The organism is Arthrobacter sp. StoSoilB22 (assembly GCF_019977315.1).
GTDB lineage: Bacteria > Actinomycetota > Actinomycetes > Actinomycetales > Micrococcaceae > Arthrobacter.
Genome location: NZ_AP024652.1, coordinates 4278436 through 4297017, shown reverse-complemented (window position 1 = coordinate 4297017; position 18582 = coordinate 4278436). Strand labels below are relative to the sequence as shown.

Annotated in this window: 18 protein-coding genes; 12 read left to right on the top strand and 6 right to left on the bottom strand. The window is 62.4% G+C overall.

The features are described 5' to 3' along the window. Positions 1–169 precede the first annotated feature (169 nt). Complete coding sequence (locus tag LDN70_RS19920; protein WP_223941199.1) at positions 170–379, top strand: hypothetical protein; 210 nt, start codon at positions 170–172, stop codon at positions 377–379. Here LDN70_RS19920 and LDN70_RS19915 read toward each other — a convergent pair. Both LDN70_RS19915 and LDN70_RS19910 read right to left on the bottom strand, forming a co-directional pair. Further along, complete coding sequence (locus LDN70_RS19915; protein WP_223941198.1) at positions 348–2207, bottom strand: glycoside hydrolase family 15 protein; 1860 nt, start codon at positions 2205–2207, stop codon at positions 348–350. The genes LDN70_RS19920 and LDN70_RS19915 overlap by 32 nt on opposite strands. Positions 2208–2306: 99 nt before the next feature. After that, entirely contained in the window at positions 2307–2999 is a 693-nt protein-coding gene (locus LDN70_RS19910) for a TetR/AcrR family transcriptional regulator (protein WP_223941197.1), read from the bottom strand. 162 nt (positions 3000–3161) lie between these two features. Here LDN70_RS19910 and LDN70_RS19905 point away from each other — a divergent pair, with 162 nt between their 5' ends. The 4 genes from LDN70_RS19905 to LDN70_RS19890 all read left to right on the top strand — a co-directional run bounded on the left by LDN70_RS19905 (position 3162) and on the right by LDN70_RS19890 (position 6120). Then, positions 3162–4235, top strand: coding sequence for an NAD(P)-dependent alcohol dehydrogenase (locus tag LDN70_RS19905; protein ID WP_223941196.1), 1074 nt, complete (start codon positions 3162–3164; stop codon positions 4233–4235). 130 nt (positions 4236–4365) lie between these two features. After that, positions 4366–5262 (top strand): SDR family oxidoreductase, encoded by an 897-nt coding sequence (locus LDN70_RS19900; RefSeq protein ID WP_166842529.1) that lies wholly within the window; start codon positions 4366–4368, stop codon positions 5260–5262. A 117-nt stretch (positions 5263–5379) separates the two neighbouring features. Further along, a complete protein-coding gene (locus tag LDN70_RS19895; protein WP_043470828.1) occupies positions 5380–5610 on the top strand; it encodes a DUF6458 family protein in 231 nt (76 codons plus the stop codon). 225 nt (positions 5611–5835) lie between these two features. Then, on the top strand, positions 5836–6120 hold the full coding sequence (locus LDN70_RS19890) for a hypothetical protein (protein ID WP_223941195.1): 285 nt from the start codon (positions 5836–5838) through the stop codon (positions 6118–6120). Positions 6121–6191: 71 nt separating this feature from the next. Here LDN70_RS19890 and LDN70_RS19885 read toward each other — a convergent pair whose 3' ends face one another. Further along, positions 6192–6785 (bottom strand): histidine phosphatase family protein, encoded by a 594-nt coding sequence (locus LDN70_RS19885; RefSeq protein WP_223942693.1) that lies wholly within the window; start codon positions 6783–6785, stop codon positions 6192–6194. A gap of 382 nt (positions 6786–7167) precedes the next feature. On the opposite strand from LDN70_RS19885, the gene LDN70_RS19880 reads away from it, so the two are divergent. Then, positions 7168–8622, top strand: a complete 1455-nt coding sequence (locus LDN70_RS19880; protein WP_223941194.1) for a serine/threonine-protein kinase — start codon at positions 7168–7170, stop codon at positions 8620–8622. Position 8623: 1 nt separating this feature from the next. On the opposite strand, the gene LDN70_RS19875 is transcribed toward LDN70_RS19880, so the two are convergent. Beyond that, on the bottom strand, positions 8624–9853 hold the full coding sequence (locus LDN70_RS19875) for a GAF domain-containing sensor histidine kinase (protein WP_166842528.1): 1230 nt from the start codon (positions 9851–9853) through the stop codon (positions 8624–8626). A gap of 78 nt (positions 9854–9931) precedes the next feature. Between LDN70_RS19875 and LDN70_RS19870 the strand changes: the two genes are divergently transcribed. After that, positions 9932–11362 carry an MFS transporter gene (locus LDN70_RS19870; protein ID WP_166842527.1) on the top strand — a complete coding sequence of 477 codons (1431 nt, stop codon included), beginning with the start codon at positions 9932–9934 and terminating at the stop codon, positions 11360–11362. Between the two features lie 49 nt (positions 11363–11411). Here LDN70_RS19870 and LDN70_RS19865 read toward each other — a convergent pair whose 3' ends face one another. After that, positions 11412–12050 (bottom strand): isochorismatase family protein, encoded by a 639-nt coding sequence (locus tag LDN70_RS19865; RefSeq protein ID WP_142937511.1) that lies wholly within the window; start codon positions 12048–12050, stop codon positions 11412–11414. A 128-nt stretch (positions 12051–12178) separates the two neighbouring features. Here LDN70_RS19865 and LDN70_RS19860 point away from each other — a divergent pair, with 128 nt between their 5' ends. The 5 genes from LDN70_RS19860 to LDN70_RS19840 all read left to right on the top strand — a co-directional run bounded on the left by LDN70_RS19860 (position 12179) and on the right by LDN70_RS19840 (position 16290). Beyond that, positions 12179–13120 (top strand): GlxA family transcriptional regulator, encoded by a 942-nt coding sequence (locus tag LDN70_RS19860; protein ID WP_223941193.1) that lies wholly within the window; start codon positions 12179–12181, stop codon positions 13118–13120. 139 nt (positions 13121–13259) lie between these two features. Continuing rightward, entirely contained in the window at positions 13260–13715 is a 456-nt protein-coding gene (locus LDN70_RS19855; protein ID WP_223941192.1) for a DUF7793 family protein, read from the top strand. Then, positions 13712–14809: a DUF998 domain-containing protein gene (locus LDN70_RS19850; RefSeq protein ID WP_223941191.1), complete on the top strand. Its 1098-nt coding sequence runs from the start codon at positions 13712–13714 to the stop codon at positions 14807–14809. Before LDN70_RS19855 ends, LDN70_RS19850 begins: the two co-directional genes overlap by 4 nt. Then, positions 14809–15714, top strand: a complete 906-nt coding sequence (locus tag LDN70_RS19845; protein WP_142937514.1) for a cation diffusion facilitator family transporter — start codon at positions 14809–14811, stop codon at positions 15712–15714. The genes LDN70_RS19850 and LDN70_RS19845 overlap by 1 nt, the downstream gene beginning before the upstream one ends. Positions 15715–15792: 78 nt before the next feature. Further along, on the top strand, positions 15793–16290 hold the full coding sequence (locus tag LDN70_RS19840) for a hypothetical protein (protein ID WP_142937515.1): 498 nt from the start codon (positions 15793–15795) through the stop codon (positions 16288–16290). A 112-nt stretch (positions 16291–16402) separates the two neighbouring features. On the opposite strand, the gene yicI is transcribed toward LDN70_RS19840, so the two are convergent. After that, the gene (yicI, locus tag LDN70_RS19835; RefSeq protein WP_223941190.1) at positions 16403–18580 is read right to left on the bottom strand and encodes an alpha-xylosidase; all 2178 of its coding nucleotides are present in this window, start codon (positions 18578–18580) and stop codon (positions 16403–16405) included. Positions 18581–18582: the final 2 nt, after the last annotated feature.

The following is an 18582-nucleotide window of genomic DNA, read 5'->3' as shown; positions in this document are numbered from 1 at the left end:
GCGGATTTCTTGATTCCGATTATAGGGATGGCATCCCGAAAACCGCTGGAGATAAATGTAGCTTATGTTCCTGATCCGTGAAAGCGATTTCTATCAAAGGCCCGACGGCGGGCCTCACAACGCCGGCATTAAGCTACCTCTGCCCACCCAAGGATGGGACCATAGTCATATGGGCGAACAAGAGAATGTGCAGCCCGCCGAGGGCGCAGCAACATACAGTGCGGCGTCAGAAGAACGGGGAGATCCTACAACGCAGCAGATGCGGACCGTCGGCCAGCGTCGCCGCGAAGCCGAACGCAAGCTGGACCTTCACTTGGAGGAAGCCAGCCACAAGGACGGAACGTCTGTCACCGAAGGCGAGGGCCATTCCGAAGGGTAGAGCCGCTGGCTCGCTCTGGATGTTTGGATTGATGGAGCGGCGTGTCACTGCTGTGGGCTTCGCCCTGGTGGAGTTGAAGCGCGCTGTGGATCAGCGGGAAGTGGCTGAATGCCTGCGGTGTGTTGCCGAGGTGCCGTTGCGTCCGAGGATCCCACTCCTCGCTGAGCAGGCCCACATCGTTGCGCAGGCTGAGTAGTCGCTCAAAGAGCTCGGTCGCCTCGCCGGTGCGGCCGATTCCCAGCAGCGCGTCCACCAACCAAAACGAGCACGCCAGAAAGACACCTTCGTCGCCCGGGAGTCCGTCGTGCCCGGACTGGGTGCGGTAACGCAGGACCAAGCCGTCATCGCTAAGTCCTTTCTGGATGGCATCTACGGTCCCGGCAACCCGCGGGTGCCGGTGCGGCAGGAAACCCACCCGTGGAATGAGGAGCAGGCTCGCGTCCAATTCCGTACTGCCGTAGGACTGGACGAAGGTGTTGAGTTTTTCGTCGAAGCCTTTGGTCATGACGTCAGCGTGGATCTCGCTGCGAAGCGCCGCCCACCTGTCAGCCGGGCCGGGCAAGCCGGATGTACGCACCGCCTTGACCATGCGGTCCGCAGCCACCCAGGCCATCACCTTGGAATGGGTGAAGTGCCGGCGCGGTCCGCGCATTTCCCACAGCCCGTTGTCGGGCTGGTTCCATGCACCCTCCAGGTACTCCATCAACGCCACCTGGATGTCCCATGACGTGTCCACCGTGCCCTGAGGAGAAGCAGCCCGGGTCAGTGAGAGACCATCCAGTACCTCGCCCCACACGTCCAACTGAAGCTGCGGGGCAGCGGCGTTTCCGGTACGGACCGGCTGTGAACCTTCGTAACCGGAGAGCCAGGGAATGTCCGCCTCCGGAAGTCTCCTGGCGCCGTCGAGCCCGTACACAATCTGAAGCTCTGAAGGGTCGCCGGCGATAGCGCGCAGCAGCCAATCCCGCCACGCGCCGGCTTCCTCGGTGTAGCCCGCAGCGAGCAGCGACTGCAAGGTCAGCGTGGCGTCGCGCAGCCAGCAGTACCGGTAGTCCCAGTTCCGCGGCCCGCCCAATTGCTCGGGCAAGGACGTAGTTGCGGCGGCCACAATCCCACCGGTAGGTGCGTACGTCAGGGCTTTAAGGGTGATCAGGGACCGTTCCACCGGCTCCTTGTATTTGCCGGACATCTCACTGCGGCCAATCCATTCAAGCCAAAACTTCTCCGTTCCGGCAACGGCACGGAAGGGATCAATCCGCCGGGGCTCCCGTTCGTGGCTTGGCGCCCATCGCAGCACGAACGGAACGCGGTCGCCTGCTTTCACCGTGAATTCGCTGTAGGTGCGCTTGTCCCGGCCCTCCAGGGTGACCGGGGTGGTGAGGTAGGCCGAGTCGGGGCCGGCCACCGCGCTGATGCCGTGCTCGCTATGCCGGACCCACGGCACCACCCGGCCGTAGTCGAAGCGCAGAACCAACTCCATTTTCATGGTTACCTCGCCGGACAGCCCCTCGACGATCCGCACCAGATCCACGGCGTCGTCGCGGACGGGCATGAAATCGATCACCCGGACCGAGCCGCCGTCAACTTCCCACTCCGTTTCCAGGATCAACGTGTCCTCGCGGTACTGGCGTCGCGTGCTGTTTCCCCCGTCGGGTGTCCCGGCGGGGGCGAGGAGCCAGCGGCCAGCGTCGGGGTTATGCAGCAGTGCGGCGAAGCAGGCCGGGGAGTCGAAGCGCGGCAGGCACATCCAGTCGATGGAGCCGCTGCGCCCCACCAAGGCAGCCGTGTTCAGGTCCCCGATGATGGCGTAGTCCTCGATCCTGGCCATGAACAAAACTCCCTCAGTCGGCGTCGTCAGCTATGCCCGAACCGTACCCCGCGCGCCTGAGTGCCTCCAATGAGACTCGCGCGTCCTGCGGGATGGCTTTTATTCGGTGCCGGCTTTCAACCGTTGGAGTCCATCCAGGATGAGGTCGAGGCCGAACATGAACTCGTCGCCAAAGTCGTAGCCGGGTTTGAGGACATGCTCGACGGCGATCTCCACCATGCGCGGATACTCACCTGTGGAGAAGCGCTCCATGATGGGTTTGGTGATTTCCGCTGCAGTGTCGCGGCCTTCGAACGGCAGGGCAGCTTCCTGGGCGGCGAATCCGTAGATGTAGCTGTCCAGTAGGGCATAAGCGTGGGCCGTCAGTTGCACAGAGAACCCCGCACTCCGCAAAGTGTCGAGTGTCGCTTCATGGTGCCGGAGTGTGGCCGGTCCCGGGGCGGACCGGCTTTCCACCAGCCCGACTGCCCAGGGGTGCCGCTTTAGTGCCGCTCGCACTCCCGTTGCCCGCCGCTGCATCTCTTCGCGCCAATCGCCGTCGGACGCCGGAAGGTCGATTTCGCTGAAGACCATGTCCACGATTCCGTCCAGGATTTCGTCCTTGTTGGCTACGTAGTAGTAGAGCGACATGGGTTTGGTTCCCATGCTGTGAGCAAGCGTGCGGATGGTCAACGCAGCGAGCCCGGATTCGTCCGCGAGCGCGACGGCGCACTCCAGGACGCGTTCCCGGCTCAGGGGGAGGCGCTGGGCTGCTGCGGTCACGGGATCTCCCTCGGCTTGGAACGGGTTCATGGCGGTTTGGTGCTGGTGGTCTAGGTCCTAAACCTTTAGTACCTCTAGACGTTTAGTACCCCTAGACCTTTAGTACAGTGTACGGTAACGTCTTTGGTACAGCGTACGAAATTGCTGAAACAACCCCGTAACCCATCAACGCACACCCTGAGAGGTCCGGCCATGACCACTGGTCAGCAAGCCAAGGAATCACGTCATCACAAGCGGCGGTCCATACCGGGCCCGTTCATGAGGGCCATTGTTCAGGAGGGTTACGGTTCCGCCGACGTCCTGCGCGAGGCTCAGGTCCCGCGCCCCGCCATAGGTGAGAATGAAGTACTGGTGAAGGTTCAGGCCGCCGGGTTGGATCGCGGGACATGGCACATCACCAGCGGTTTGCCGTATGCGCTGCGCCCGGTCTACGGTTTCCGCGCTCCGAGGCATCCCGTTCCCGGGCTGGACCTCGCCGGTACCGTTGAGGCGGTGGGTTCACAAGTGACGCGGTTTGTTGTGGGTGACCATGTCTTCGGGTCGGGGAAGGGAACCTTCGCTGAGTACGCCGCTGCCGGTGAAAATCATCTTGCGCACAAGCCCTCGGGTATTAGCTTCGAGCAGGCCGCTGCGGTGCCGGTTTCAGCCTGCACTGCCCTGATTGCGCTGCGCGCCGGCGGTATTGATCCGATGAAGGCCTCGATGCCAAAGGAAAAGGCGGCGGCATCCAGGGAGCTCAGCGTACTGATCACCGGCGCCTCCGGAGGCGTGGGCAGCTACGCGGTGCAGCTCGCCAAGGCTGCAGGCGCCCGGGTCACCGGCGTTGCCAGCACCGCCAAGCTGGACTTGGTCCGAACCCTCGGCGCAGACCACGTCATCGACTACACCACGGAGGATTTTGCTGATGGCGCGGAACGCTACGACGTCATCATCGACATCGCAGGCAACCCGTCCGTTGCCCGACTTCGGCGGTCGCTCACCCCTGCCGGTACTGCTGTGATCACCGGTGGTGAGGAAGGCGGCTCGTGGACGGGGAGCATGGATCGCCAATTGCGGGCAGTGGCACTCTCCCCGTTCATCAAGCAGCGGCTCACCATGATAGTGGGAACCCAGACGGCTGGGGATCTGGAACACCTTGCGGAGCTCTTGGACGCAGGAACCATCACTCCTGCAATAGACCGAACGTTTCCGCTGGCGCAGGTCCCCGAGGCCATGCGTTATTTCGACGCCGGTAAAGCCCGCGGGAAGGTGGTCATCACCATCTAAGCCACGCAGGGTAAGCCACGCAGGGTAAGCCACGCAGGCGAGGGCAATGTGCTCGGCTGAACATGCCCTAGCCCGGAGCTCCCGTCGCGTGCTACCACTGACCCTAGGAACAAACCCTTGAGGAGAAGCCGTGGCCGAAGACCTACCTGTCCTTGTTGTTGGTGCTACGGGTTTCCTGGGTGGCCAAGTGGTGGACGAGCTTCTCAAGCGTGGCAAGAAAGTCCGCGCTTTGGTGAGACCGAAGTCCAATGCGGCCAAGCTTGTTGCCAAGGGTGTTGAGATTGCCCGCGGGGATATGCTGGACACCGCCTCCTTGATCACTGCGATGACCGGTGTTTCGGCGGCGATCTCGACGGCGGCCGGCTATACGCGCAATGACAAGAACGCCACAGCGATCGACACTTTCGGCAACAACAACCTGGCTGTCGCGGCGAAGCACGCCCGGGTGCCGCGCTTCGTGCTCATCAGCATCGTCACGTGCGACCAGACTCCCCAGATTCCCCATTTCTGGAACAAGAAGAAGGCCGAGGACACTTTCGAAGATCTCGGTGTTCCCTTTGTGGCCCTCAGGCCCGGCGCGTTCTTCGACCAAGCGGTGGGGATGGGCGGGGATCCCTTCGCGAAGGGCCGCTTCGTGTGGCTCGGTTCCAAGGATGCCCGGCTCACTTTCGTCCTGGCCAGTGACGTCGCCGCGTACCTTGCGGAGGCGGTGGACGCGGACGTTGTTGAGGGTGAGCGGATTGACATCGGGTGGAGCCGGCCGGTGAGTATTCATGAAGCGGCGGAGCTGGCTGGCCGTCGGGCGGGAAAGCAGATCAAGGTGATGTCCGTACCCGCCGGTGCCATAGCGGGACTCGGTAAAGTGACCGCGAAAGTCCTGCCGTTGGTGGGCGATATGGCAAGCATGGTGGCGTGGTTCGAGACCGGCAGGTACGTTGCGGACATCAGCCGCCAGGAGCAGGTATTTGGTCCAGCGCCGACTCCCGAGGATGCAATCGGCAGGGTGGCGGAACGCTACGGTCATTAATTAACGCCGATGAACGCGGCGTGGCGATGACTGGCCGGAGCTCTTGTTCGTAAGTATCCTGATGACACAGATTTGACGCAGGCCCTGACTGCGCCAAAACAATATGAGGAGCACGTTATGAGAATTGGTTCTTCCATTGCACTGATTGCCATCGGAGCTATTCTGGCTTTCGCGCTCGCCCCCGGAATCATCCCCTTCCTCGACCAAGTCCTGGTCGGCTACATTTTGATCGGGGTCGGCATCATCGGCCTCATCATCTCCATCGCCATGTCCAACAGGACCCGCCGCACTGTTGTTGAACGCCGCGGCGATCCCCACACGGTTGTCGAGCGGCGCCCCGAGGTCTAGCAGCCGCAACTTATCGAAGAAGCGCACGACGGCGGGAGGCCGCCGTCGTGCGCTGTTGTGCGTCCGGACCCGAAGGGCCAGTCGCCCGGAGGGCCCGGCGGCGACAGTTCAGGGTGCGCCTGTGGTCAAGCCGTTCGGAGACCATCTTGGCCGGAGCCGAATTCAGATAGCCAAGCCGATGCGGGGTATGTCAGCGCCATCTCCCTAGCGGCGTAGGCTGCTGCCATGGAGAAGTCATTCGACATTGAACTGGTCAATCACAACGAGTACTTGGTGCGGTGGGCCTCGGAAGGCCAAACCGGGGAGTCCCTGGTCCACACCAACCCGGATTTCCTGGCTGAGGCGGGCCTGGACGTCTTTGAGGAGCAGCGTGTTGTTGAAGAAACCACGACGTATCTGGCCGAACATCAACCCGTGATCGATTTCCCGCAGACCGTTGACCTGGAAGAGATTGCTGCCGCCTATTCGGACTACACAAAGCAACTGAGGGCCCGGCTCGACGCTCGATAGCTGCTTCAAGCCTGCGTCTTGGTCCCCGATGCAGCGACTGGTATACGGGGGTCCCGGCTGGGGTTGACGGCTTAGGGCTGGACGTCGGCCGTGACGCGCTCGCCGTTGAAGTACTCCAGCTGCCAGCCGTCGGTCACATGGTGGTGGGCCAGGTTGAGCACAGCGTTCTGCACGCTGCTCAGGGTGCGGCCGATCGCTTGGCTCAAGGTCAGCCGAATCAGGGTGCCGTGTGCAACCACCAGGACGCGTTTGCCGGCGAATTCTTCAGCTAGTGATTCCAAGGCGGCAATGCCGCGGTCAGCAGCGGCCTGGTCTGTTTCGCCTCCACGGAAGCCGCCCGGGATGCGCAATGCCTCCAGCTCGGGCCCTGCCTGGAGTCCTTCGGCGGGACCGAAACTGCGCTCGGTGAGCTCCGGAACCAGCCGGGCAACTTTGAGTCCCAGGCCGTCGGCGATGATCCGGGCAGTTTCGGCGGCACGGCTCAGTGGCGAGGACACTACGGTGTCCCATGCCTGGTCTGAGAGGAAGTCGACGGCGTCGCGCGCCTGTCCGCGGCCGACGTCGTTGAGCGGGATGTCAGTGGCCCCCTGCAACCTGCGCTCCGCGTTCCAGTCGGTTTGGCCGTGGCGGACGAGGGCGAAAGTTGTGAGGGTCATGCTTTCCATTGTGCCCTGCAGGCGCGCCGCTCCGCAGTTTCCTCCGTCACGTAGGGACGTTACGTCACGTGAGGAAGCGCCCGACGGCGGGAGGTCGCCGTCGGGCGTTCTGCTGCGGTTAGTGCCGCCCGGCCCGATCTCCGCCGGATTCAGCCAGGTCCATGCTGAGTCCCGGGTGGCGGTGGACCGGCTCCGGATCGCGCCATAGCCGGGCAATTGCGTCTTAGCATTACCCATCCGGCTGCTTAATCAGTATCCTGATTACTTATCTGGTAAACCGGATGATGCTGTGTGGGCTGTTTGCCTGGGCCGCACGTGGCTGAAGCAGACGGCCGCGCGGCCATCGTGAAAGTTTGAATGACGGCATTGCGTGGTGACGCTAGGACAGTGGTTGAGTCCGCGGCTCCAGGTCGGCCTGAAGGACGTGACATTCGTGGGCAACAACTACGAGGCCGTGGACCCCCATCTCCCCGCCTCAGCCGCAACTGCAGGAACAGACGTTGCAGGTGCCGCTGAAACACTTGACGGCCGCTACCAGCTGGGACCCGTTCTGGGCAGAGGCGCCATGTCAGCCGTGTACCAGGCGACGGACCTGCTGCTCGGCCGCGACGTGGCCATCAAAATTTTCCTGCCCGGTTCCGGCGACGAATCGTTCCGGGCCCGCCAGGAAAACGAAATGCGGCTCCTGGCCGCCTTCGACCACCCGGGGCTGGTGGCTGCCTTCGACGCCGGAGTCGACACGCGCAATGACGAAGAACGTGCCTATCTGGTGATGGAACTTGCTGAGGGCAGGGATTTGCGCGCCGTGCTCACTGACGGGCCGCTGACCGTTCCCGAGACCGCGCGGATCGGCATCCGGCTGGCCGGGGCACTCTCCCAGGTCCATCAACACGGCGTTATCCACCGCGACATCAAGCCGGCCAATATTTTGGTATCCGACGACGACGGCCTGGCGCAGACCGTCAAGCTGGCAGACTTTGGCGTCGCTCTGGTCATGAACGACAACAGGCTCACCGCAACCGGCTTCACCGTGGGGACCGCCCAGTACCTTAGCCCCGAGCAGGCTCAAGGCCTGGGCCTGACTCCCGCGAGCGACATCTACTCGCTGGGCTTGGTACTGCTCGAATGCCTCACCGGCAGGGCCGAGTACCCGGGCACCCCCATTGAGACAGCATCAGCGCGCCTCCACCGGGCACCGCAGGTTCCGTTGGAATTGCCGGCTCCGCTGCGGGAGTTGCTCGAAGCAATGACAGACATGGATCCGGGGAAGCGCCCCACTGCGCAGCACGTGGAGCAGGCGCTCGCCGAGGAAGGGATACAGGCCGGGCGAAGGACCGCCGTGCTGCCGCAGGTTCCGAGCCGGCCGCCTCTGCGGGCAGTCACCCGGAAGCAGGCCACAGTTACCGGCATTAGGGACTTCAGCAAACGGCGACCCAAGACCGTCCGTGGCGTGGCCGCGGCAGCGGTGACCATTCCGCTGGCCCTGCTGATTCTCTCTCAGGGTTTCGCGCCCGCAAGCAACACAGCCGATCCCTCCCAGCCTTCGGACACAGGCGTTTCGCAGGCGGAGCCGCAGCCAGCTGCGCCGGTGGTGCCCGCCATCCCTGTTGCGCCATCGCCTGCTGATGCCCAGCCTGCCGACGCCGGTAGCGGCGACGCCGGAAGTGCTGACGTCCAGCCCGCTGACGTCGTCAATCTTCAGGAGCCCGCCCAGAATCCTGCGCCAGTGCAAGCGCCGGCGCCCGCGCCCGCAGCGGTGCCGGGCCCGGACATTGCCAAGGAAAAGAGCAACGGAAAGAGCGAGAAAAAGTCTGAAAAGGCCAAAGGACCCGGCGAGGGTAAGTAGTTTAAAGACCTGCGGGAAAGCTGACCGCCACGGTTGTTCCGCCGCCGGGAGTTTCGGTCAACGTGAGCTCGCCCCCATGTGCTTTGGCGATGCTGCTGCACGTGGCCAGACCAAGTCCGGAACCTGGGCCGTCGCCTTCCCGCCGCAGACGCACCAAGGGCTCCAGGGCTTTGGCGCGATCTCCGGGCTCGATGCCCTTGCCGTTGTCCGCCACGAAGATCGTGGCGCCATGATAATTGGAAACCCCGTTGATCCGGACGCGGAGATCGCGATCAGGACTGCGGTAGTTCATGGCATTGGAGAGCAGGTTCTGCAGCAGCGTCCGGAGTTGTCCATGGTCGGCATGGAGGGCCAAATCCTCCACCTCCACAATCCCGTGATTCTCGATGCCCAGGTCGCGGGCAACTTCTTCGGTCACTTGGCGCAGGGAAACGTGGGTGGGCTGGACTGCGCCGCCCACCCGGGAATAGCTCAGAACATCCTCCAGCATGCCCAGCATCCGTCGTCCGCTGGAGCCGATGCGGTCCAGGTAACGCGCAGCCGTGCTGTTCGGTTCTACATCGGGGTCGTCCTCCACCAGTTCCACATAGCCCAGGATGGTGGTGAGGGGAATGCGGAGATCATGGCTGACGCGTCCGGCAAACCCGGCGAGCTTGGCATTGCTGTCCTTCAACTCGGCATAGGTCCGGTCCAGCTGGGTGGTGCGGTGCTGAAGTTCCAACAACTCCACCACCTGCTTTGCCAAGACCTCCAGCATGCTCACCTGTTCGGGGCGCAGTTCTTTTGTCTTATCCGAGAAGACGCATAAGGTTCCAGGGACGAATCCGGATTCTGTCTGCAGGGGGACCGAAGCATAGAAGCGGACTTTCCCGAGTTCACCGGTAACAAAGGGATTGTCCGCGAAGCGCGGATCCTTTGAGGCATCGGCCACCACTGTCCTCTCACGGGAGAGGAACACCTTGGCGCACATGGAGTCCTCACGGGAGCAGACGCCCGGGTCCACGCCCCAGGCGCCAATCTGGTGCTGGTACTCCGCGCTGATGATGTTGACCACGCCAAAGGGAGCGCCGCACAGCTCCGTGGCGAGCCGCACCAGGTTCTGCAGGGCGCTCATGACGGCAGCATTGGGAAGCAGTACTGAATCCAGGGCCGGGTCCAAGCCATACTCCTGTAGTTCCAGGTCCCGGCTGATGTCATCAGTGAAGGAAAGCTGGCCCTGAACTTCCGTCATATTATTACTCCCCCAAGCGTCATTAGGATTCCCTGCCGATACTACCGGGACGCTGGCGGCGGTGGTTTACTGGGACGCATGACCGAGCAGGAACCGGCCTCCGCCGCGTCTACTGACAGCATCGATCTCTCCCTACGTACCCCCGCGGAAAGATCCCGTACTTTCACCGGGATCCTGGTGAACACTGCCCTGGCAAATATCACCACCAGCTACTTGTGGTTCGCCCTGACGTTCTGGGTGTACTTGGAGACACGCAACGTCATTGCCACCGGAGTGATCGGCGGTGCGTACATGCTGCTGATCGCCCTCTCCAGCATCAGCTTCGGAACGTTCGTGGACCGTTACCGGAAGCTTGCCGTGATGCGTTTCGCCGCAGCCTTCACCATGGGGATGTTCGTCCTCTCAGGCGTCATGTTCCTGCTGACACCGGAGCAGGCGCTCCTGGACCTGACGCAGCCATGGTTCTGGATCTTCACCATGATCATCCTGATCGGTGCAGTGGTGGAAAACATGCGGAACATTGCCCTATCCACCACCGTCACCATCCTGATCGAACCGGATCGGCGGGCCAACGCCAACGGGCTGGTGGGCATGGTGCAAGGGCTCATGTTCATTGTCACCTCGGTCCTCTCCGGGCTATCGGTGGGGTTGCTGGGCATGGGTTGGACCGTAGTTGTCGCCCTGGTGCTGACCGCCTTGGCCTTCGCGCACTTGCTCACCCTGCGTCTGCCGGAGGAAGTGAAGGCGGCGGCCTCCGATGCGCAAGGCGGCTTCGACCTCCGGGGGTCGTGGGCTGCCGTCATGGCAATCTCCGGGCTCTTCGCGCTGATTCTCTTCTCCACGTTCAACAACTTCATCGGCGGCGTCTACATGGCGTTGATGGACCCTTATGGCCTGGAAATGTTCTCCGTTGAAATGTGGGGAGTCGTCTCTGCCATCGGTGCCACAGGCTTCATTGTGGGCGGCGCACTGGTCGGCAAATTCGGCCTGGGGTCCAACCCCCTGCGGACCATGCTCATTGCCGTGGTGCTCATGGGATTCATCGGCGCCTTGTTCACCTTCCGCGAGTGGGCCTGGCTCTACATCGTAGGAATCTGGCTCTACATGGCGCTGGTTCCCGTGGTGGAAGCCGCCGAGCAGACCGTCATCCAAAGCGTGGTGCCACTTCCCCGGCAGGGCAGGGTGTTTGGCTTCGCCATGGCATTCGAGTCCGCTGCGGCGCCCATCACTGCCTTCCTCATTGCCCCGATCGCCCAATTCTGGATCATCCCGTACGCCCGGTCCGCGGAGGGATCTGCCAACCTCGCACCGCTGCTGGGCGAAGGGATCTCCCGCGGCATCGCCCTGGTGTTCCTGGCCGCCGGCATCATCATGATCGTGGTGGCGCTGATCGCTTTCCTCACTCCCGTCTACCGCCGCGTGTCTGCCTCCTATGCGCAAACCTCCAAGACGCAGACGGCAACGGAAGAACGGGAGAGTGAAAGCTCGGAAACGCCGTCCTCGCATTAGGGGTGCCCGGGCGCCCCTCAAGCGAGGGCGCCCGCTTTGACGGGGCTGATCAGGAGGCTGCGCGTACTGCGGCTCCTGCCATGGCAGAAGTGCCCAGGTCACTCTTCTCCAGGGCCTGCCCGCCTTGGACCGCCTTGACCCATGCTTGGGTTGAGGCAACCGCAGCCCAGTTGGAGTTGAGTAACGCCATCAAGGTGGTGTGCACGGTCTTCGCGTCAGCGGTTCCTGCCTCATTGCTGAGGTTGATGGCACCGGTTGCATCTGAGAGGACTTCGGTGGCAAAACCAAGGAATTCTGCCTCGACGGCCGAGGCCAGGATGCAGTTGTTGGTCATGTAACCCACCAAGGTGACGGTGTCGACGTCGTGCTCGCGGAGCCAGGCAGCAACATCGGTGCCGGCGTACACCGAACCGTAACGCTTGACGACGTTCTTCCAGAAACCGGTCCTGCGGGCTTCCACCTCAGGGTGTAGCTCGTATTCAGCAGATCCCGGGGCGAAAACGGGCGCGCCTTCACCTTCGCTGTGCTGGATCGCTGCGATGGGAATGCCTGCGGCGGTTGCAGCATCGATCGCCTGGGTCATCATGGGCAGCGACTCCTGGTGGTGCGGGTACCGAATTTCCAGTGGCCCGCTGAAGTACTGCTGCTGGACGTCTACAAGGATCAGGGCGCGGCGGATTGTGCTCATGGTGTTCTCCGTAGGTGGTTGCTTGTGTTTGGATGTCCCTTCTCATCTTTGGGCCGAGTCCCTTTAGGCACCAGTGGCACGTATGCCTATATACGATTGATTCGGGCCAAAGGATTAGGGAGCACGGTGTGAGGATCGCGGTATATGCCTTCGACGGCATCACGATGTTTCACCTGGCCGTGCCGCAAATGGTGTTCGGCGAAGTGTCACGCCAGGGTTTGGCCGAGTGGACCACCGCCCTGTTCTCCCACCGGGCGGGCCCCGTCCAAACCGCTGAGGGGTACACGCTGGGGGAGGTTCAGGGACCCTCGACGGCGGAACGGGCCGACGTCGTGGTGGTGCCCTCGTGGTTCGACGACGAGCGCGAGCCCGGCGAGGCTTTCAGTAAGATCCTCCGACAAGCCCACGCCAGGGGTGCAACCATTGTGGGGTTGTGCCTGGGAGCCATCCCCGTTGCAGATGCCGGCCTTCTGAATGGCCGTTCTGCCGTCACGCACTGGCAAGCGTTTGATTCCCTCGCTGTCCGGCACCCCGAGGTGTCCCTCGACCAAACAGTGCTCTACATTGATCACGGCGACGTCCTCACCTCTGCCGGTACGGCCTCCGGGCTCGATGCCTGCCTGCATGTGGTGAGGGGCCGCTTGGGGTCTGCGGCAGCAAACCAGGTGGCGCGAAGCCTGGTCATCGCTCCGCACCGCGAAGGCGGGCAGGCCCAGTACATCGAGCACCCCCTTCCGCCGCGAGCCGAAGGCGACCCCATGGCAAGGCTGCTTGAATGGGCCATGGGGCGACTGGCTGAACCCCTCAGTATTGACCGGCTCGCGGCCCAAGCCCACATGAGCCGGCGAACCTTTGTGCGCGCCTTCCGTGCCTCAACCGGGACGTCGCCGTCTGCCTGGATACGTAGTCGCCGGCTTGATGCTGCCCGCCGACTCCTGGAAACCACCAACTTGTCCATCGATCAGGTTGCGGCCGACTGCGGCTTCGGCAGCGCAGTGACCCTCCGGCAAAACTTTGCCGGCACCTTCTCCACCTCGCCCACGGACTACAGACGCCGCTTCACCGCCTGACGGGATGCGGAACATCCCCACATTCACGGCAAAGATCACTCTATTCGGATGAGACGGGATGATTGCCGCGTGGTGCAGGGTGGAGTCAGTCCGTGGCCCGCGGGCAGTCCTGCGTACCTGCAGAGATGGAGACGGTTCTATGGCTGAGGCGAACCACGTCGATTACACGCTCCAGCTTGAGCCGGACAATGTCCTGTCATTGGCGTGGGCTCCGGGAGCCCGGATCGAAGCCGAGAATGCCCGGGCAGCCGTGGACGCGGTCAACGAGTTCGCTGCCGGTAATCGCTACCCCCTGCTGGTCAGAATGGCTAAAACGAGCCATTTGAGCCGGGCCGCGCGGGACGTTTTCGTAGAGCCCTGCGCGGCATCCAGGATCGCGTTGCTGGGCGAAAACGCGGTTGACCGAATGCTGGTGGATTATCAGCTGGCCGCCCAACCGGCACCCTGCCCCACCCGGTTCTTTTCCTCCGAGGCCGAAGCCATGGCGTGGCTCGTGGAACCGGAGCAGCAAACCGCTGATCGAAATGCCACGGCTCAGCATGCCATGGATCAGCGGAAGGGCGGTTCAGGTTCTTTGGGAGGAGCCGCACCATGACCCAACCGGCAGCAGCGAGAAGAAGCACCTCTGAAACGCCGTCACACGTCCACCCAACCCCGCAGAACCGGATGGCAACCGAATCCGAGGCGCTCCTGGCCGCATCCTCCGCGGCGGTGGTGGCAGGCCTGGCAGCATTGGTGATCTTCTTTGGCCGGACGCCGCCCTTGTGGGGTGGCGTTTCCCTGGGCCTCATCTCCGCGGGTGCCATTCTGGTGCTCGGGATGGCTGCGGCGTACATTGGCTACTGGCGCTCGCGGTACCTTCCGGACCAGCACTGGCGGCTGGGCCTGCCTCCCTGGAAGTTCATCGTGGATGCGTCCACTGTTGCCTTGGTCCACGCGCTGATCGCAGCGATCGCCACCGTTGCCTCCTTCCTGTTGTTGCAACGCAGCTTCCAAGGCCTCACCGTGGACATCTATGCGGCGACAGTGGGGATGGCGGTGGCCTCCGGTCTTGCCGTCTACTGGATTTACCTTTCCGTGGCGGACATCAGCACCCGGAAACTGTCAGGGCTGCTGGTCCTGTTCATGGTCATGAGCATTGTGGCGAGCATGGCGACGTCGCAGGATCCCAAATGGTGGGAGTACCATTTCAGCCAGCTCGGCACACTGGGCGGGGCGTCCAGTGGCCTGTTCAACCTGTCGTTGATCGTTGCGGGCTTCTTCATCACCACGTTCGCCGTGTACCTGGACCGGGATCTGAAGTCGCTGATCGCGCGCGGTGTGCTGGTGCACCGGTGGAGTGCGGGCCTCTGCTCCGGCGCGTTCGTTGCCATGGGACTGCTGCTGGCCGGCGTAGGGGTTGTGCCGCTATCCGTCAGTTTCCTGATCCATACGCTGTTTGCTTCAGGTATGGCCGTGGTCTTCATTCTGCTGCTACTGGCCTCCCCGTTCATTCTGAGGGGGCTGCCGGGCCGCTTCTTCTTGGTGTGCGGGGGCTTTCTGGCCGCCCTGATCGTCTCGCTCGTGCTGTTCTTCCCGGTGGGCTATTTCAACCTGACCGCTTTTGAGCTGGTCGCTTTTGTGATCATCTACGGCTGGATCGCCGTGTTCATCCGTCTGCTGGACGCCCTCGCCACGGGTAGCAACTGATGTCGGCCGGAGAGGTGGGGGCAGAGCGGAGGGCCCTGGGGATTTCGTTGTGGGTGTCCGTTGGCTCGGCGGCCGGGGCCATCATGCTGGGGGTCCTCAGCGGGACAAGGATCATTGTGTTCGACGGTGCCTACATGGGGATCGGGTTGATACTTACAGCGATCTCCTTGAAAGCGTCGTCTGCGTCCGCAGGCGGACCCACACGTCGCTTCCCTTTCGGACGGGATGCCTTCACCCCGTTGGTGGTGCTCATCCAGGGCCTGGCGGTGGCCGGAACGCTGCTGGTCGCGGCAGGTGACGCTGTGGTAATCATTCGCGACGGCGGTTCTCCGGTCAGCGCCGCCATTATTGCTGTTTATGGGGTCATCACCGCGGCGATTGGGTTCGCGCTTGTCTGGTGGATGGGGCGGGCGGCACCTGATTCGGATCTGGTGGTTGCAGAAATTGCGCAGTGGCGCGCCGGGGCAATCCTGAGCGTCATGATGGTACTGGGTGCTGTGGTGGCGTTGGTCCTGCAGGGCCTTGGCCTGGACGATGTTGCCCTCTACGTTGATCCGGTCCTGGTGCTTGTTGCCTGCCTGATCCTGGCCTACATTCCCGTGGGACTGATCCGGACCGGTTTGAACGAACTCCTCGAAGGTGCACCGTCCAAGGAACTGGACGCAGCCATCACTGATGCAGTTCAGGCCGTGCGGCAAGAATTCGGGCTGCAAAAACCGCTTATTCGATCCGGAAAAGTGGGGCGAAAGCTCTACGTGGAAGTAGATTTCGTGGTGGCGGGAACTGACTGGAACGTGGGCGAGGAAGATGCCGTCCGGCGGGCGGTTGTCAAAGCACTGGAGCCCCTCGGCCTTGATGTGTGGGCCTACGTTGCGCTGACGGCAGCCCCGGATCTCTTCGAATAATCACAGAGTCCTCGCCTGCTTCGAGTGATAACTCGATAACCTCTTTCCCCCGTCATTGAGGTATGCAAGTATCGGCCAATGGACCAATATCTGTGGGTGTTGAAGGAAGATCAACTGGATTTGATTCGGGAGTTGGAGCCGGCCAGGCTCGAACTCCTTGACGAGGACGGCCTGCTGAAGTTGCACAAACGGGTGCGGCGGGCCCGCAACAAATACACCACCAATTACCGGCGTAAAGCCGCTGACGAGGTCTTGGAGGCCGGCGGGCGCGGAGCTGCTTCCAACAAATCGGACAAAGCCAGGGCACGGGCCTTCGTGTTCGAGGAAGCCCTTTCGATCGTGAGCAACGAACTCGCCCGTGTAGCTCACGAAGCCGCCGAAGCCCTCAAGCATGAGCGCCTGGAACGCGCCAGTGCCGGGAAGTCAACGGGGCCGGATTCCGTGGGTGCCGGTGCCAGGTCAGGAACCGGTCCCGGACGGAGCCGGTCCCACCAGAAGACGACCGGCGGCGTGAAACGCGACGCCTCCAGCCGGTCCCAAGGAGCCCAGCGCCAAGCCAAGAAGGATGCGCGCTAAAGCCGGTCACCGGTTATCAGCAGCAAACGTACGACGGCGGGAGGTCGCCGTCGTACGTTTGCTGCGGTGCCGCTGCGGTGCCGCAGCGAATCAAAGCGGTGCAAGCTGACCGTCAGAGGAGCGTTGCCGTGACTTTTCCGTCCTGAACACGCACCGTGAAAACCCTGCTGCTTCCATCCGGCGAAGGTACCCGCACTCTGCGCTCAAACCCGTCGGGGGCCGCGAAGGCGTGGAATTCCATGTCCTCGCCCCAGTCGTAGTCGGGTCGGTTGGATACCGTGCCGATCGGAATGACAGCGGCCTCCCGTACCCACACCGCCGCGTCCATCACGGTGTACGCCTTGTGATGCCAGCGCGGACCGTTCAGGGTTTCTCCCGTCTGAAGATGCGTCCATGTGCCCTCGGGAAGATAGAAGGAAACCTCGCCGCCCGGATTCATGACCGGAGCAACCAGGAGATCCGGCCCCAGCATGTACTGCCGGTCCAAAGGTGCGCAGCCGGGGTCCTCCGGGAACTCCAGGAACATGGGGCGCATCAGCGGAATGCCTTGCGAATATGCTTCTTCTGCCGCCATCTGCAAATAGGGCATCAGACGCATTTTCTGCTCGGTGAAGTGTCGGAGAACCTCCACGGACTCCTCGTCCACCAGCCAGGGAACGCGGTAGGAATTGGAGCCATGGAGTCGCGAATGGGAGGAAAGGAGTCCGAAAGCGATCCAGCGTTTGAAGATTTCCGGTTCAGGCGTCCCCTCGAAGCCTCCAATGTCGTGGCTCCAGAACGAAAATCCGGAGGCCGCAAGGGAAAGGCCGCCGCGCAACGACTCTGCCATGGCCGCAAACGTAGATTCGCAATCTCCGCCCCAGTGCACCGGCATGGTCTGGCCGCCGGCAGTTGCGGAACGGGCGAACACTACGGCTTCACCTTCGCCCAGTTCTTTCTTCAGCAGATCAAAGACCGCGCGGTTGTACAGCTGGGAGTAGTAGTTGTGCATCTTCTGCGGATCAGAGCCGTCGTGCCAGGCAACATCGGTGGGAATGCGCTCGCCGAAGTCCGTTTTGAAGGAGTCAACCCCCTGGTCCAGCAGCACCCGCAGCTTGTCCTGATACCAGCGCACCGCATCGGCGTTGGTGAAGTCCACAAGACCCATGCCCGCCTGCCACATGTCCCACTGCCACACCGAACCATCCGGACGCTTCACCAGGTAGCCCAGATCGGCACCCTCACGGAAGAGATGTGAACGTTGGGCGATGTAGGGGTTGATCCACACACAGACCTTGAGTCCACGATCATGCAGGCGTTGAAGCATTCCCTCAGGGTCAGGGAACGTGGCCGGATCCCAGATGAAGTCGCTCCAATGGAAGGAACGCATCCAATGGCAGTCAAAATGGAACACCGACAACGGAAGTTTCCGCTGCTCCATTCCGTCAATGAACGAGGTCACTGTTTTCTCGTCATAGTCCGTGGTGAATGACGTGGACAGCCACAAACCGTAGGACCATGCCGGGATTCGGGACGGCCGGCCCGTCAGTTCGGTGTACCGGCGGATGATGTCCTTAGGGGAGGGCCCATGGATGATGTAGTACTGCAGCCTCTGGCCCTCCACACTGAACTGGGTCCTGGAGACCACCTCCGAGCCAATTTCGAACGAAACCAACTCCGGGTGGTTCACGAACACGCCATAGCCGTCATTGGTCATGAAGAATGGGACGTTCTTGTAGGCAAGATCGCTGGACGTTCCGCCATCCTCATTCCAGATATCCACGGATTGACCGTTCTTGACGAAGGCGCCGAAGCGCTCGCCCAATCCATAAATGTTGGTCCCAACACCCAGACTGAGTTGCTCATGGACGAAGGTCCGCCCCTGATCGTCCGTAATGACCCCTACACTTCTGGGCGTGGAACTGGTCAGTAAGCGGCCGTCGCCGAAGAAATCGACGCCCCAGTCCCCACTGGTGTTGATTGTGGCCGTGAGGCCTCCCGAGGTGATGTGCGCGGAGTCTTCATCGACCCGGAAGGTTGGTGCGGCGCCGTCGTGCTTGACCTCGAACCTGGGCCCCTTGTCCAAACCGCCTTGGAAATGCTCAATGGTCACCCCGATCACGTCGGGCATCGGGGCGTCGAAAGTGACGGTGATCTGGGGAAGGTTCAACGCGTCCCCGCGGGTGGCGATGCGCTTGGTAGGGGCGTAAACCGTCAAGGCATCTTCATTGACCACCACATCAGAGACGTCTTGCGGGCGCAGGGCAGAAAAGCCCTTGCGGTAGAGCCAATATCCGTCAGTGAATTTCATGG